Annotated in this window: 13 protein-coding genes; 6 read left to right on the top strand and 7 right to left on the bottom strand. The window is 70.1% G+C overall.

The genetic code is table 11. The features are described 5' to 3' along the window. Position 1: 1 nt before the first annotated feature. Genes ACTIFV_RS02710 through ACTIFV_RS02690 form a run of 5 tightly spaced genes read right to left on the bottom strand, consistent with a single transcriptional unit; the run spans position 2 to position 5859 of the window. The gene (locus ACTIFV_RS02710; RefSeq protein ID WP_439591211.1) at positions 2 to 271 is read right to left on the bottom strand and encodes a monovalent cation/H+ antiporter complex subunit F; all 270 of its coding nucleotides are present in this window, start codon (positions 269 to 271) and stop codon (positions 2 to 4) included. Then, a complete protein-coding gene (locus ACTIFV_RS02705; RefSeq protein ID WP_439591210.1) occupies positions 268 to 846 on the bottom strand; it encodes a Na+/H+ antiporter subunit E in 579 nt (192 codons plus the stop codon). The genes ACTIFV_RS02710 and ACTIFV_RS02705 overlap by 4 nt, the downstream gene beginning before the upstream one ends. Next, entirely contained in the window at positions 843 to 2396 is a 1554-nt protein-coding gene (locus ACTIFV_RS02700) for a Na+/H+ antiporter subunit D (RefSeq protein WP_439591209.1), read from the bottom strand. The genes ACTIFV_RS02705 and ACTIFV_RS02700 overlap by 4 nt, the downstream gene beginning before the upstream one ends. Then, entirely contained in the window at positions 2393 to 2932 is a 540-nt protein-coding gene (locus tag ACTIFV_RS02695) for a Na(+)/H(+) antiporter subunit C (protein WP_439591208.1), read from the bottom strand. The genes ACTIFV_RS02700 and ACTIFV_RS02695 overlap by 4 nt, the downstream gene beginning before the upstream one ends. Continuing rightward, a complete protein-coding gene (locus tag ACTIFV_RS02690) occupies positions 2929 to 5859 on the bottom strand; it encodes a Na+/H+ antiporter subunit A (protein ID WP_439591207.1) in 2931 nt (976 codons plus the stop codon). Before ACTIFV_RS02690 ends, ACTIFV_RS02695 begins: the two co-directional genes overlap by 4 nt. Positions 5860 to 5985: 126 nt before the next feature. On the opposite strand from ACTIFV_RS02690, the gene ACTIFV_RS02685 reads away from it, so the two are divergent. After that, on the top strand, positions 5986 to 7482 hold the full coding sequence (locus ACTIFV_RS02685; protein WP_439591206.1) for a hypothetical protein: 1497 nt from the start codon (positions 5986 to 5988) through the stop codon (positions 7480 to 7482). On the opposite strand, the gene ACTIFV_RS02680 is transcribed toward ACTIFV_RS02685, so the two are convergent. After that, positions 7470 to 8516, bottom strand: a complete 1047-nt coding sequence (locus ACTIFV_RS02680) for a LacI family DNA-binding transcriptional regulator (protein ID WP_439591205.1) — start codon at positions 8514 to 8516, stop codon at positions 7470 to 7472. The genes ACTIFV_RS02685 and ACTIFV_RS02680 overlap by 13 nt on opposite strands. A gap of 79 nt (positions 8517 to 8595) precedes the next feature. Here ACTIFV_RS02680 and ACTIFV_RS02675 point away from each other — a divergent pair, with 79 nt between their 5' ends. From ACTIFV_RS02675 to ACTIFV_RS02655, 5 genes are read left to right on the top strand one after another with little or no spacing between them, the layout of a single operon-like run. Further along, positions 8596 to 9816, top strand: coding sequence for an MFS transporter (locus tag ACTIFV_RS02675; protein WP_439591204.1), 1221 nt, complete (start codon positions 8596 to 8598; stop codon positions 9814 to 9816). A 19-nt stretch (positions 9817 to 9835) separates the two neighbouring features. Next, positions 9836 to 10543 (top strand): endonuclease NucS, encoded by a 708-nt coding sequence (nucS, locus tag ACTIFV_RS02670; protein ID WP_439591203.1) that lies wholly within the window; start codon positions 9836 to 9838, stop codon positions 10541 to 10543. 53 nt (positions 10544 to 10596) lie between these two features. Continuing rightward, positions 10597 to 11280 carry an HAD hydrolase-like protein gene (locus ACTIFV_RS02665; protein WP_439591202.1) on the top strand — a complete coding sequence of 228 codons (684 nt, stop codon included), beginning with the start codon at positions 10597 to 10599 and terminating at the stop codon, positions 11278 to 11280. Next, entirely contained in the window at positions 11273 to 12541 is a 1269-nt protein-coding gene (locus ACTIFV_RS02660) for a hypothetical protein (protein ID WP_439591201.1), read from the top strand. The genes ACTIFV_RS02665 and ACTIFV_RS02660 overlap by 8 nt, the downstream gene beginning before the upstream one ends. 23 nt (positions 12542 to 12564) lie before the next feature. Continuing rightward, positions 12565 to 14640, top strand: coding sequence for a bifunctional lysylphosphatidylglycerol flippase/synthetase MprF (locus tag ACTIFV_RS02655; RefSeq protein WP_439591200.1), 2076 nt, complete (start codon positions 12565 to 12567; stop codon positions 14638 to 14640). A gap of 54 nt (positions 14641 to 14694) precedes the next feature. Here the strand turns inward: ACTIFV_RS02655 and ACTIFV_RS02650 are convergent, their stop codons facing one another. After that, a complete protein-coding gene (locus ACTIFV_RS02650; RefSeq protein WP_135062416.1) occupies positions 14695 to 14901 on the bottom strand; it encodes a cold-shock protein in 207 nt (68 codons plus the stop codon). Between the last annotated feature and the right edge of the window lie 98 nt (positions 14902 to 14999).

Here is a 14999-nt window from a genome sequence, read left to right as displayed (position 1 = left end):
GTCATGAGCTCTGGCCGTCCCTTCTCGCGACGAACCGCGCGATCGAGATCGAGCCGAAGACACCGACGGCGGCGATGATGAGCAGCACGGGCAGCGTGCGCGTGTGGTGGTTGATCGCCATCTCGGCACCCAGCACGCACATCACGAGCGTCAGCAGGACGTCGGATGCCACGGCTCGGTCGAGGATGGACGGCCCGATGACGATGCGCCACAGCGTGAGCAGCGCGGCGATGCCGAACACCGCGTAGATCACCATGAGCAGGACGTTCACAGGGGAGATCCTTTCGGCGCGTCGTCGGCTTCCTTCAGCTGGCGCACCTGCGCTCGGGAGCCGACCGCCTTCACGATGCGCCGCTCCCACCGCAGCACGTTGTTGCGCTGCTTCACGACGTCGGCGTCACTGCGCACCCCGATCACGTGGAGGTAGATGATGCGCCGGTCGCGGTCGATGTCGACGACGAGCGATCCCGGCACGAGGGATGCCGTGACCGCCGTGTGCGTCATGATCAGGTCGTCGTCGACGATGAGGGGCACGGCGATGACGGCGGCACCGGGCTGGCGGCGCACGTCGATCACCTGCCACGCGACCAGGAGCGAGCCCTGCACGAGCGCGACGAGGAACTCGAGCAGGAACAGCGCCCCGTAGCCGAGGTTGACGCGTCCCGAGAGCTCCACGGGCGGAAGGCGGAACACCCGCGTCACGAACACCGCGACGACCAGGCCCGTGAGGAACGCGAGCCAGGTGAACTGGCCCCACAGCAGCATCCACAGCGCGATGAGCCAGACGAAGAACGGCAGCTGCCGCCAGAGCTGCGCGAGGAAGACGGGCTTGGCGTCGGGGGTCACTGGCCGGCCTCCTCTTCCAGCTGCACGAGGCTGACGGGCTCGAGAAGCGATGCTCCGATCCGCGCGCAGACGTCGTAGAGCGGACCCGCGAACACCGTGAGGGCGACGGTCGCCGCGACCATGCCCGCCGTCGCCGCCGTCATGATCTTCGGGATGACGCGCCGCTCGGTGTCGACGCCGCCCGGGGCCGCGTCGAGGTACGAGATGCGCGCCTCGGTCTCGGCCGAGTCGTCCTCCTCGCGCCAGAACGAGAGGTTCCAGGCACGCATGAGCGCGTAGAGCGTGAGAAGGCTCGTGACGATGCCCGCCACGATGAGGACCATCATGAGCGGCGTGCCGACCTCGGCAGCGGCGTCGAAGAGCGCGAACTTGCCGATGAAGCCCGAGAAGGGCGGGAGCCCGCCGAGGTTGACGGCCGGGATGAAGTAGAGCACCGCGATGACGGGGGCCGCCCGCATGAGCCCCTTGACCTTGAGGATCGACGTGCTGCCCGCTCGTCGCTCGATCAGGCCGACGGCCAGGAACAGCGTCGTCTGCACCACGATGTGGTGGACCATGTAGTAGATCGTGGCCCCGATCGCGGCCGGCGTCGCTATCGCGAGCCCGAAGATCATGTAGCCCACGTGGCTCACGAGCGTGAACGACAGGATGCGCTTGAGCTCGGCCTGCGCGACGGCGCCGAGCACGCCGACGATCATCGTGGCGAGCGCGATGACGAGCAGGAGCACGTTGACGTCGTTGTCGCGGAAGATCTCGGTCTCGGTGCGGATGATGGCGTACACGCCGACCTTCGTCAGCAGGCCGGCGAAGACGGCGGTGACGGGCGCGGGCGCTGTGGGGTACGAGTCGGGCAGCCAGAACGACAGCGGGAAGACGGCCGCCTTGATGCTGAAGGCGAGCAGGAGCATCAGGTGCAGGACGAGCTGGGTCTCCTGCGGTATCTCGGCCATGCGCTCCGAGATCTGCACCATGTTCACCGTGCCGAGGGCGCCGTAGATCATCGCGATCGCCGCGAGGAAGAGGATCGACGACACGAGCGAGACGACGATGTAGACGACGCCCGTCCGGATGCGGGACTCGGTCGAGCCGAGCGTGATCAACACGTAGGAGGCGACGAGCAGGATCTCGAATCCGACGTAGAGATTGAACAGGTCGCCTGCGATGAAGGCGTTGAAGATGCCCGCCGCGAGGATGAGGTACGACGGGTGGAAGATCGAGATCGGCGTCTCGTCGTCGCCGTCGGCGGCGCCCTGACCCACCGAGAAGAGCAGGACCGCGAGGAGCACGATGCTCGAGACCACGACGAGCAGTGCCGCCAGTCGGTCGACGTAGAGCACGATGCCGAAGGGGATGGGCCATCCACCCACCGACACCGCGATGGGGACTCCGGTCTGGTCGACGGCGAAGAGCAGTATCGACGCGATCACGAGCACGACGCTGAGCGTCACGATCGACACGACGACCTGCGTCCGGCGGTGGCGGCCGGCGATGAGCGCGATCGCGGCACCCAGGAGGGGCAGAGTCACGAGGAGCGGGACGAGGGTGCTCACGCGTCACCACCTCCGTCGCGACGCGGCCGATCGACAGGGGCGTCGTCGCGGAGCGATGCGACATCCCGACTCCCGAGGACGGTGATCGGCGCCGTGTCGGTGCCGATGAAGTCGGTCGTGACGCCGTCGTCCGCCCCCTCGATCTCCGTCTCGTCGTCCATCGCCTCTTCGGCCTCGAGATTGCGCGCGCGCAGGGCCACGTCCGCCTCGTCGTCCTCGACGGTGTCGGCCTGGCCCAGCTGCCACGAGCGGTAGATGAGCGCGAGGAGGAACGCCGAGACGGCGAAGGTGATGACGATCGCGGTGAGCGTCAGCGCTTGCGGCAGCGGGTCGGACATCTCGTCGGTCGTGGCCGCGGCGCCGAAGAACGGGGCGACACCGGGCTGACCCATGACGATGAGGAGCATCAGATTGGCGGCATTCCCCAGGAGCAGGAAGCCGATGAGCACGCGCGTCAGGCTGCGCTCGAGCATCGCGTACACACCGCAGGCGAAGAGCACGGCCATGATCACGATCAGGACGAGAGAGACGTTCACGGCACCATCGCCCCCCGTGAGCGCAGCTCCTGCGCCTGTCGGTCGACTTCTGCTCCGAGGCTGCGCAGCACATCGAGGACGAGTCCGATCACGACGAGGTACACGCCGATGTCGAAGAACGTCGAGGTCACGAACTCGACTTCGCCGAGCACGGGAAGATCCCACTCGAAATAGGTGCTCGTGAGCGGTGCGCCGCCGAAGAAGAGCGGCACGATCGCACACGCGACGGCGATCGTCATGCCCGCCCCGAGCAGGCGGCCGGCGTCGGTGGGCGCTGCGGCGCCGAGCTCGTAGCGACCGCCCGCCACGTAGCGCATGACGAGCGCCATGCCCGCGACGAGACCACCCGCGAAGCCCCCGCCGGGCAGGTTGTGGCCCGCGAAGAGCAGATACAGCGACACGATGATGATCGTGTGGAAGAGGATGCGCACGATCACCTCGAGCATGATCGATCGGTTCTCGGGTCGCACCCGCTGACCGCCGACGAGCCATGCCGTGCGACCGCTCCCCGGCGCATCGCCACGCTGCTTGAGTCCGTCCGACGTCTCGACGAGGGGCCGGCGCGCCCTCGTCGCCCCGGACGGCAGCGCGTTGAACTTCGAGAGCGTGTCGGAGCGGTGCGTGACGAAGACGAGGGATGCCACGCCCGTCGCCGCGAGGATGAGGACCGAGAGCTCGCCCATCGTGTCCCACCCGCGCAGATCGACGAGGGCGACGTTGACGACGTTCTTGCCGTGGCCGAGCTCGTAGGCGAGCTCGGGGAATCGACCCGAGATGGGCTTCTCGACACGGGCCCCCGTCGCGACGAGGGCGACGCACGCCATCGTCAGGCCGACACCGGCGGCCAGGACCGCGCGTGCGACGGGTGCGACCGAGGCATTGTGCTCGCCCATCCGTGCGGGGATGCGGCGCAGCACGAGAGCGAACGTCACGAGCGTGACCGTCTCGACGAGGATCTGCGTCAGGGCGAGGTCGGGAGCGCCGCTCGTCGCGAAGAGCAGCACCATCCCGAGCCCCGTCACCGAGACCAGCACGACGCCCGTGTAGCGCTTCTGCGCGCGCACCGCGATGAGTCCGGCGATGATCATGATCGGCGCGACGACGAGCTGCATCGGCGTCTGCCAGCCGTCGATCCTGACCTCCCACATCCCCATGCCCGCGACCAGGGCCGTGCCCTCGGCGGCCAGCAGCACGACGAAGATCGTGCCGACGTAGACAGGCAGCGAGCCGCGCTGGGTGGCGGTGGTCGTGAGCACCGACAGGCGGGCGATGCCGCGGAGGCTCGCGTTGTAGACCTCGGCCGCGCTGAACGGCGTCATGCGCTTGGGCATCTTGCGGCGCGTGATCCAGAACAGGCCCGCACCGAACGCGATCGAGGCGAGCGAGATCCACAGCGCGGGTTCGAGGCCGTGCCACAGCGCGAGGTAGGCGGGATATTCGGGTGCTGGCACCCCCGGGCTCGCGGCGGGCGAGAGATCGGCGTAGCCGGCGAAGGCGGTGTCGAGCCAGGGCGAGGCCACGCCCGCGACGACGGTGAGACCCGCGAGGATGACGGGTGCCGCGAGGAACCCGATGGGCGGGTCGGGCCACTCGGTCGGCGCCATCTTCGCGCCGGTCGCGTCGCGCTTGGTCCAGAATGCACCCCAGAGGAACCGGATGCCGTAGGCCGCCGTCAGCACGGAGCCCAGGGCCACGCCGGCGACGGCGACGATGCCCCACGGCGCGCCGCCCTCGGCCTCGTGCAGGAGGGCGGCGATCGCGCCCTCCTTCGCGGCGAAGCCGATCGTCGGGATGATGCCCACCATCGAGGCGACCGCGATCGACGAGAAGACGGCGATCGTCGGCGCCTGGCGGCCGACTCCGCTCAGCTCGCCGATGTCGCGCGTCGACAGCTGCCGGTCGATGACGCCGACGACGAGGAACAGCGCCGACTTGAAGAGCGCGTGGCTCACGAGCAGGGCGAGTCCGGCGAGGGCGACATCCCGCGTGCCGTACCCCAGCACGACGGTGAGCATGCCGAGCTGGCTCACCGTGCCGAACGCGAGGATGCGCTTGAGGTCGGTCTCACGCAGGGACTGGATGCCGCCGAGCAGCATCGTGAAGACCCCGAGCCCGATGACGATCGGCCGCCACGTGGGGGCGATCGCGAAGATCGGCGCGAGCCGCGCGATGAGGTAGATGCCGGCCTTCACCATCGCGGCGGCGTGCAGGTACGCGCTCACCGGGGTCGGTGCGGCCATCGCGCCGGGCAGCCAGAAGTGGAACGGGAAGATCGCCGACTTGCTGAGCGCGCCCACCAGGATCAGGACGAGCGCGGCATCCACCACCGCGCCCGTCGGCGCCTCGGCGAGGATCGTCGAGATGCTCGAGGTGCCGGCATCCACCACCAGCAGCACGACCCCGATGAGCATGACGAGTCCGCCGAGCGTCGTGACCAGGAGCGCCTGCAGCGCCGCTCGGCGGCTCGCGGCACGCCGGTGGTAGTAGCCGATCAGCAGATACGACAGGACGCTCGTGATCTCCCAGAACATCACCAGCACGACGAGGTCGTCGGTGAGCACGAGCCCGTACATCGCGCCGGCGAACGCGAGCAGTACGGCCGAGAACTGACCGAGGCCCTCGCTCTTGCCGTCGAAGTACCAGCGGCAGTAGAGCATGACGAGCGCCCCGACGCCCGTGACGATGAGCGTCATGACCCACGACAGGGTGTCCATGCGCATCGAGAGCTGGATGCCGAGGGCCGGAATCCAGTCGTATGTCTCGAAAGGAATGTCGCCGGAGAGCACCGCCGGCGTCTGCGCGACGGCGAGCGCGAACGCCACGATCGGCAGGACGGCGGCGAGGTAGAACGCGCGCGCACCGATGCGATGAGCGAGCCAGGGAAGCAGCAGCGGGACGATCGCGAACGCGCCGAGGACGACCAGCATGAGCGGCCTCCTCTAGGTCGTCGGCCGGGGTGCCATCCGCGCGGCTCGGGCGATCAGGGTGTCCGGTCCAGTCTATCCGCGCATCCGGACCTCTTCCCCGCGGACGGAACATGCGAGAGTGATGCGGTGCAGGCTCGAGCCCTCGGTATGCCGCGCTGGGTGCGGGAGATCCTCGGCGTCGCGATCGCGACCGCCCTCGCGATCATCGTCGTGGGGTCGGTGGCGGGCTCCGATCGGTCCGAGCTGCTGCTGCGCGACGGAGACTCGCTCCTCACGACCCTCTTCGCCCGATCGCTCGAGACCGGGCAGTCCCAGGACTGGGCCATGTCGACCGTGCTGTTCGTTCCCGAGCTCGCGGTGTTCTGCCTGCTGTGGGCGCTGGGCGCCGGAGTCGGCCCGACGCTCGCGCTGAGCGGCATCCTCAACCTCGTCGCGCTGTACGGCGCCTTCCGCGTCGCGGCGGGATCGCGGGCGCGGGCGCGGGCGCCGATCGCCGGAGCGTTGCTGGCGTCGGTCGCGTTCACTCTTCTCGCGGTGCTCGACACCTCTGCCAGTCGGGATGCGCTCGAGCTGGCATCCCTGCAGACCACGACGACCTACTACTCCGCGACCGTCGTGGGGAGCGTCATCGCCGTCGGACTCGTGCGCCGCGCCTTCGAGTCGTCGGGGTGGGTCGCGGTCGTCGGCCTTGCGCTCGTGAGCGCAGCATCCGTCCTCTCGAACCCCCTCTTCGCCGCCTGGGCGACGGTGCCGCTGGTCGTCGTCGTGCTCGTGGTCTCGCGCGCCGGGCGTGCCTGGATCCTCGTCGGGGCCCTCGTCGGCGGAGCGGGCCTCGGGATGCTGGCGCGCCTGCCCTTCGCGCACGTCATCGCGAACACGGGCGCCGGCTACGCCGACCCGACGCACTGGCTCGCGTCATCGGACTACTACGGCTCCCTCTTCGCGCAGCGGGCGAGCTCACCCGCCGGACTCGCGGCACTCCTCCTGACGGCCGCGCTGCTCGGCGTCGGTGTCACCCTGACGGTCCGCACGGCGCATCCCGGTCCGCGGCTCGTCGCCCTCTACTCGTGGGTCGCGCCGCTCCTCGTGCTGGTCGGCGCGATCGCTCTCGGCACCCACGCCGCGCGGTATCTGCAGCCGCTCGCGTTCGCCGCAGCCCTCGCACTCGTCGTCGCCCCCGACGCGGTCGGGCGCCGCACCCCCCGGCTCGTGCCCCTGCTGGCGGGCGCGGTCATCGTCGTCGCGGCGGTGGCGAGCATCCCGCGCATCGCTCACGCGGTCTCGACTCCCGATGCGGATCTCGACTGCGTCGCCGACTGGGTGGATGCCTCGCACCGGACCGGCGCGGGACAGTTCTGGACCATCCGCCTGCCGAAAGCGCACATCGCCGACCCGCGCGCACTCGTGCAGGTCGATCATCGGCTGAACGGCTATGCGTGGCTCGTCAACCGCGACGACTTCGCCGCCGAGGAGGTCACCTACCTCGTCGTCGACGACCAGTCCGCTGCGTTCGAACTGCCCGGCGACGTGGCGATGGATGACGCCCGCGTCGTGTCCTGCGGGCGCTACTCGATCCTCGACTTCGGCGACACCGTCCTGCCGCTCGGGCCTCAGCGCTCCTGAGCAGGACCGGTCGTGTTCCCGAGGCGGAAGACGCACGTGAAACGAACGGATGCGGCATCCGCCCCGTCGAGCATCGCCGCGACCGCCTGCCCCGCCGCCCGTCCCTTGTCGGCCGCCGGCTGGACGAGCGTCGTGAGCTCGTACGGCGCGAGGCCGTCGACCACGATGCCGTCGAAGCCCGTGACGCTCACGTCTTCGGGGACCCGCAGCCCGGCTTCCTCCGCCGCGCGGATGATCCCCGCCGCGAGCAGATCGCTCTGCGCGATGACCGCAGTCGGCCGCTGCGCGGGATCCGCGAAGATCTCGCGCCCGGCGGCGAGGCCCTCGTCGATGAAGCTGCCCGCGGCGGCGAAGGCCGCGGCATCCGGATACACGTCACGTGCACCCTCGAGCCGCGCCCGCGTCACATCGATCGTGATCTCGGCGTCGCCGATCCAACCGCGCTGCCACCCCGCGCGGACGGGCAAGGTCACGATCGCGACCCGCTCGTGGCCGAGCGACCGCAGATGACTCGCCGCCTGTCGCTGGGCCTCGCGGTTGTCGAGCCCGATGCGCGGAACGCCTTCGCCCGCGTCGCCTTCGATCACGACGACCGGGATGCCGCGGCTGCGCACGACGTCGAGCGATTCGCGCAGGAACCCGCTGCAGCCGACGAGGACCGCCGCGTCGATCGGGGCGGAGGTGAGCGAGGGCCCACCGGCGACGGGCTCCCTGTCGCGCAGCAGCAGAAGGCCGGCCCCGAGCGGCGCCACCGCATCGGTGAGGCCGTCCATCATGAGGGTCTTGACCGGGTCGAGGAAGGCCGCTCCGAGATGCTCCTCGAAGACCACGCCGACGATTCCGGACCGACCCGTGCGAAGGGACGCGGCGCGGGGGTCGGGCCCGGTGTAGCCGAGGGATGCCGCGGCATCGAGCACTCGGCGGCGCGTGGCATCCGACACCGGCGTCTTGCCGCTGAAGACCACCGACGCCGTCGACGGCGAGACTCCTGCCTCGCGCGCGACGTCGGAGATGGTGGCCCGGCGCGTGCTCATTGCGCTCGATCGTACCCTGCTCTCGACCCGCTCGTCGAATCGATTCGACGAGCGGCCTCGGCGTCGGTAAAGTGTCGGGATGGACACCGTGCTCACGCGAACGCAGCTCGTGCGCTGGCGCACGGCGATCTTCGCCGTCTTCTTCGCGACCGGCCTCGGCTTCGCGTCGTGGGCGTCGCGTCTGCCCGCCGTCAAGATCGACCTCGGCATCAACGACTTCGAGGTCGGGATCCTGCTGTTCGTCTCCGGCGCCGCGGCGATCGTCGGCCTCTCGCTCGCGAACGTGATCGTCGCGCGATGGGGCGCCCGACGCGGGATGTACGCGACGGTGGTGGCCTTCGCCGTCGGCGTCATGGTCGTGGGCCTCGGCGTGGAGTTCCTCGAGTCCTACGTCGTGACGGCGATCGGCCTCGGCATCATGGGCGCCGGGATGAGCTCGACCGACGTCATGATGAACGTCGAGGCGGCGGCCGTCGAGCAGTCCTTCGAGAAGACGCTCATGCCGCTGTTCCATGCCTTCTTCAGCATCGGCACGGTCGTGGGTGCGGGGATCGGCGTCGTCATGACGCTCTGGGGCGTCGGTGTCGCGTGGCACCTGTGGGCCGTCGGCATCCTCGTGCTCGTCACGGGGCTCATCTCGCTCGGCGCCGTGCCCGTGCGCGAGGTCACGCACGACCCCACCGCGAGGACGTCGCGCCGAGACCGCATGGCCGAGGTGCTCGCGGTCTGGCGCGACCCGCGCATCTATGCGATCGGCGCGATCATGCTCGGCATGGCGTTCGCCGAGGGCAGCGCCACCGATTGGCTCACGATCGCGATGGTCGACGGACACGACACGACGCAGGCGGTGGGCGCGATCGCCCTCACGGTCTTCTCGGTCGCCATGACGCTCTTCCGCATCCTGGGCGGTCCGCTCGTCGACCGCCTCGGTCGGGTCTGGACGCTGCGCCTGCTCTCGATCGCCGCCGGCGTCGGGCTGGTCATGTTCATCCTCGCGCCGAATCTGCCGATCGCCTTCGTCGGTGTCGCGCTCTGGGGTGCCGGGGCCTCGCTCGGGTTCCCGCTCGGCATGTCGGCCGCGGCGGACGACCCCGCCAAGGCCGCCGCCTCCGTATCGGCCGCCGCGACGATCGGCTACCTCGCGTTCCTGTGCGGACCGCCCGTGCTGGGCTGGATCAGCCACGAGATCGGCATCCTTCCCACCCTGTGGATCATCGTCGCGCTCATCGCGATGTCGGGTCTCGCCTCGGGTGCGGCCAAGCCGATCGCGGGGTCGAAGGTCGGCGCCGGCCATCACTGACGCGGGCTAGGCTCTTCGGGTGCGTCTCGTCATCGCCCGCTGCTCCGTCGATTACACCGGTCGGCTCAACGCGCATCTCCCCCTCGCCACGCGCCTGCTGGTGCACAAGGGCGACGGCTCCCTGCTCGTGCACTCGGACGGCGGCTCGTACAAGCCGCTCAACTGGATGTCGCCGCCGTGCACCCTCGAGGTCGAGGCGTCCGAGGAGGAGGACGTCGTCGAGCAGTGGCGGGTCACGCACACCAAGACGGGCGATGCGCTCGTCGTGAAGCTCTACGAGATCGTCCACGACTCCTCGCACGAGCTCGGCGTCGACCCCGGTCTGCAGAAGGACGGTGTCGAGGCCGACCTGCAGCGCCTGCTCGCCGAACAGGTCCATGTCGTCGGCGAAGGCCTCACCCTCGTGCGCCGGGAGTTCCCGACCGCGATCGGACCAGTCGATCTCATGCTCCGCGACGACGTCGTCATCGAGGTCGCGGGCTCGCCGCGCGGTCACGTCGCCGTCGAGGTCAAGCGCAAGGCGGGCATCGACGCCGTCGAGCAGCTCACCCGCTACCTCGAGCTGCTGAACCGCGATCCGCACCTGCGGCCGGTGCGCGGCATCCTGGCGGCGCAGTCCTTCGCCCTGCAGGCGCGCACGCTCGCGAGCGACCGCGGCATCGACTGCGTCGTGCTCGACTACGACGCGATGAAGGGCGTCGACAGCGGGCGGCCGACCCTCTTCTGATCGATGCCGGGGCGCTGGCGCTGCGGCGGTGGGAGGTTCCGTAGGGTGGAGGCATGCCCCGCCGCTCTCCCTGGACCTGCATCCTGTGGGATGTCGACGGCACGATCGTCGACGCGTCGGACGGCATCCTGCGTCGCCTGACGATCACGCTCGAGCACTTCGGCCGCACTCCGCCGCAGCGCGGCGAGCTCGCGCACTGGATCGGGCCGCCCATGTACGACTCCTTCCAGGTCAACGTCGGGATGACGCCGGACGAGTCCTCCGACGCCGTCGCGTTCTACCGCGCCCTCGGCAAGCAGGACGGCTACACGACCGGCGCGAAGCTCTTCCCCGGAGTCGCCGAGATCATCGCCCAGGTGGCGGAATGCGGCGTCCCGCAGGCGACGGCGAGTTCGAAGCCCGAGAACCAGGTGCTCGCACTGATGGAGTACTTCGAACTCGCCCCGGCGTTCCGCGCCATCGTCGGCGCGACCCCCGACGAGCGCACTCTCGCGACCAAGGCCGACATCGTGGCTGAGGCGCTGCGCCGGCTGCGCGCGCAGGGAGTGGACACGAGCCGACCCGTTCTCGTCGGCGACCGGCACCACGACGTCGAGGGCGGAGCCGCGCACGGCGTCCCGACGATCTTCGTGCGCTGGGGATTCAGCTGGCCCCACGAAGCCGACGGCGCGGCAGCCGCGGTCGACACCCCCGATCAGCTCCGAGCGCTCCTGCTCCTCGAGGCCGACGGTGCCTGAAGCCCTCGGCGCGTTCCTCGGCTGGCTGATCCCGGCCGTCGTCGTGTTCGGAGTCGCCGCACTCGCTGTGGCGGCGATCGTGTGGGCGGTGCGCCGGGCGCGCCGATCACCTCGCGCGCGCTCGCGTGCCGAAGCGGCGCGCGACCGGGCGGGGGTCGCACTCGTGCGCCTCGATGACGCCGTGAGCGATCTCGAGATCGAGGTCGGTCTCTCGGGCGCGCTCTACGGCGGCGGCGCACCGTCGTCGCTGCGCCGTGCGCGCCTGTCGGCGCAGCACGTCCGTGACGAGTCGTTCGATCAGTACCGCGTCATCTCGGAACCGGATGCCTCGCCACCCGACGTCGAACGCGCCGCCGCACGGATCGAGCGGCGTGCGACCGAGGCGATCGCCGCGATCGCGCGCGCCAAGGTCGAGCACGCACGGTGGGTCGACGCCAACGTCTCGGCGACGGTGCAGGTCTCCGCGGCCGTGCAGCGCCTGGGTGCACTGCGCGACGCGATGGGCGACCCCGCGGCGCTCGTGTCCGATCTGTCGTCGCGCGTGGCGGAGGAGGAATGGGCCGCGGCCTCGCGCGCCGCGCACTCCGCGATCTCCGAAGCCGACGCCGCCGAGCGCCTGCTGCGCGCGGCCGCCGACGAGGCGCGCGATCCGTCGAAGTCGGCTCTTCCCTCGCTCGCGCAAGCCGAACGCGCACTCCGACAGGCGGAGGTGGATGCCCGTCTCCTCGAAGAGCATCACCGCCTCGTGACGCAGGCCGAGGCCGCCGTGCCCGGTGAGTTCGCGGCGGCACGGGCCGCGCTCCGCCAGGCCATGACGATCCGCGATCAACTCGATGCCGTCGACGCCGAGCGCCTCGGAGCCGAGCTGCGCGTCATCGAATGCGAGCTGTCGACCGTGGAGGTGGATGCCGCGCGCCGCCCGACGCGCGCCGTCGAGGCCATCGCGCGCCTGCGCGACCGACTCGACATCGCCGTGGGCGACGCCCGAACCGCCCAGCAACGGCTCCGCGGTGCACGAACCGCCCTGCCGGGGACGCTCGCGACGGCGCGCTCCGCGCTGGCGTCGGCCGAGGCATCCATCGCCCACTCCGGCGGCGGGGCCGATGCCCGTTCACGCCTGCTGTCCGCGCAGGCGGAGCTCGCCCGCGCGCGCCAGGCGGGCGACCCCGTCGAGGCGCTCGACGCCGCACGCCGTGCGATGCGCGACGCGGAGGATGCGAAGGCCCTCGCCGATTACGGTCGGATCACGCGCGGCCGGTAGTGTGCCCTCGCTATCGTGAACGCATGAGCGAGCCTGAGACGAGATCACCGCACCCGGTTCTCACCTTCATCCGACGCACGCCCGCGACGCTCGGCTTCATCGTGGTCATGCTCGTCGTCGGAGTCGTCTCGCAGGGACTGTGGACGCCGTTCGAAGACAGACCGCTGTTCGACGGCGTGGCCTATGGACTCCCCGCACTCCTCGAGGGTCGATGGTGGACGCCCGTCACCGGCACCTTCTTCGTGAATCAGCCCTTCGTGTACGTCTTCACGATCCTGAGCTTCGCGGGGATGGCGTATCTCGAGTTCCGCCGCGGGTCTCGTGTCGCGCTGCTCTACTTCTGGATCGGCCAGCTCTTCGCGATCCTGGCCACGGCGCTGCTGCTGTCGGTGCTCTCGCTCGCTCCCTGGGAGTGGGCGCAGACCGAGGCCGCCGCCCTCGACGTCGGCGCCTCGGGCGGCACGATGGCCTGCATCGCCGCCGCGGTCGGACTCCTCGTCCCGCCCTGGCGCGTACGCGGCTGGCTCGTGCTGCTGGCCTTCGTCTTCGTCGCGATGCTGTTCTGGGGTGCACTGGCCGACCTCGAGCACCTGCTCGCGGTGCTGCTCATCCTCTTCGTGGACAGATCGCTGCGCATCCAGCGTCAGACCGTACGCGAGCAGCGTCTGGTCGCCTTCATCGCGATCCTCGTCCTCGGCGCGACACAGATCATCACGGCGATCGTGCCCACCAACGGGCCCTTCGGGCCGACCGAGCCGGCCTCCGGGGGTTTCATCGACATCGCGATCGACACGCTGTGGATCCTGCTGATCGCGAACGGCCTGCGCCGAGGGCGCCGCTGGGCCTGGGTGCTGGGTGTCATCATCGCCTCGCTCAACGTCCTCGTCGCCGTGCTTCTCGTGCTCGCCATCACCCTGACGTCCGAGCTGCAGGTCGAGGGCGCCATCGACGGCGAGACCGAGCTCGCCCTCGCGAGCGGCGTGATGTGGCTGCTCATGCTCGTCTACCTCATCTGGGTGCGGCGCGCGTTCCGGTCCAAGCGCAAGTCCGCGCTCGGCACGCAGCCGGCGCCGACCGTCGAGGACGTCAAGGAGATGCTGCACGCCGACGGCGGCGGCACGCTCTCGTGGATGACGACCTGGGACGGCAACAGCTACGCGCGCACCGAGAGCGGCATCGTCGCGTATCAGAAGCGGGCCCAGGTCGCGCTGGCCCTCGCGGATCCGCTCGGCCCCGTGGACACGCGCGCCCAGAGCGTTGCCGAGTTCATCCGCATGTCGGAGGCGGCCGGCCTCATCCCGTGCTTCTTCAGTGCGAGCGACGCGACCCGGGCTGCGGTGCCGTCCGGCTGGCGCAGTCTCGTCGTCGCCGACGACACGATCGTCGACCTGCCCGGCCTCGAGTTCACCGGCAAGCAGTGGGCGCCCGTGCGGACATCGCTCAATCGCGCGGGGCGCGAAGAGATGACGTTCCGGATGACGCGCCTCGCGGACGAGCCGTGGGGCATCCAGCAGCAGCTGCGCGCGATCTCTGAGATGTGGGTGGGCGACAAGGGCCTTCCCGAGATGGGGTTCACCCTGGGGACGCTCACCGAGGCCGAGGACCGCGAAGTGCGACTCGCGCTCGCGGTGTCGGCGGACGGCGACGTCGACGGGTTCCTGTCCTGGCTGCCGGTGTACGGCGCCGACGGCGTCGCGCACGGCTGGACGCTCGATCTCATGCGCAGGCGCGAGGGCGGCTTCGGCCCCGTCATGGAGTTCCTGATCGGCTCCTCCGCGAAGTTCTTCTCCGAAGAGGGCGCGAAGATCATGTCGCTCTCAGGAGCGCCGCTCGCCCACGAGTATCCGCCGGACGCCGGCGCGATCGCCGCGCTGTCCGACAAACTCGCCGAGATGCTCGAGCCGGTCTACGGCTTCGGGTCACTCCACCGCTTCAAAGAGAAGTTCCACCCGCGCTACGAGACGATGTACCTGCTCTTCCGAGACGAGGCCGATCTCACGAGGATCGGCGCGGCGCTCACGCGGGCGTTCCTGCCCGACGCGACGCTGCGTCAGTTTGCCGGCGCGGGCTTGGAGCTCGTGCGCGGCGAGCGCGACTGAGCCGCGGCATCCACTCCGCACCAGTGCGGGGGAGCCGCGGTCAGCGTCGCTCGATCAGATCGGGCGGATGTTCTCTGCCTGAAGGCCCTTGGGCCCCTGCGCGATCTCGAACTCGACGCGCTGGTTCTCTTCGAGCGAGCGGTAGCCGCTCGCCTCGATGGCGGTGTAGTGCGCGAAGACGTCTGCGCCACCCTCATCGGGAGCGATGAAGCCGAAGCCCTTCTCCGAGTTGAACCACTTGACGGTGCCCTGCGTGCTCATGAATTGCCGTTCCATGCCTGCCCGCGCCACGTGCGCGAGTCCGATTCCACGCTAACCAAAAGGAGGGGAGGGGAGGAAACCTCGGCGAAAGATGGTGA

Origin of the sequence: Microbacterium sp., from assembly GCF_051860965.1 — a bacterium.
Taxonomy (GTDB): Bacteria; Actinomycetota; Actinomycetes; order Actinomycetales; family Microbacteriaceae; genus Microbacterium.
Note: the sequence above shows the minus strand (reverse complement) of the source record. Positions and strands in the feature narration are given on the sequence as shown.

Excerpts from the sequence above, each read along its gene's own strand:
- ACTIFV_RS02690 (WP_439591207.1), bottom strand. The coding sequence starts at position 5,859 with ATGCTGGTCGTCCTCGGCGCGTTCGCGATCGTCCCGCTGCTGCTTCCC.
- ACTIFV_RS02680 (WP_439591205.1), bottom strand. The coding sequence starts at position 8,516 with ATGAGCACGCGCCGGGCCACCATCTCCGACGTCGCGCGCGAGGCAGGA.
- ACTIFV_RS02675 (WP_439591204.1), top strand. The coding sequence starts at position 8,596 with ATGGACACCGTGCTCACGCGAACGCAGCTCGTGCGCTGGCGCACGGCG.
- ACTIFV_RS02665 (WP_439591202.1), top strand. The coding sequence starts at position 10,597 with ATGCCCCGCCGCTCTCCCTGGACCTGCATCCTGTGGGATGTCGACGGC.
- ACTIFV_RS02655 (WP_439591200.1), top strand. The coding sequence starts at position 12,565 with ATGAGCGAGCCTGAGACGAGATCACCGCACCCGGTTCTCACCTTCATC.
- ACTIFV_RS02650 (WP_135062416.1), bottom strand. The coding sequence starts at position 14,901 with ATGAGCACGCAGGGCACCGTCAAGTGGTTCAACTCGGAGAAGGGCTTC.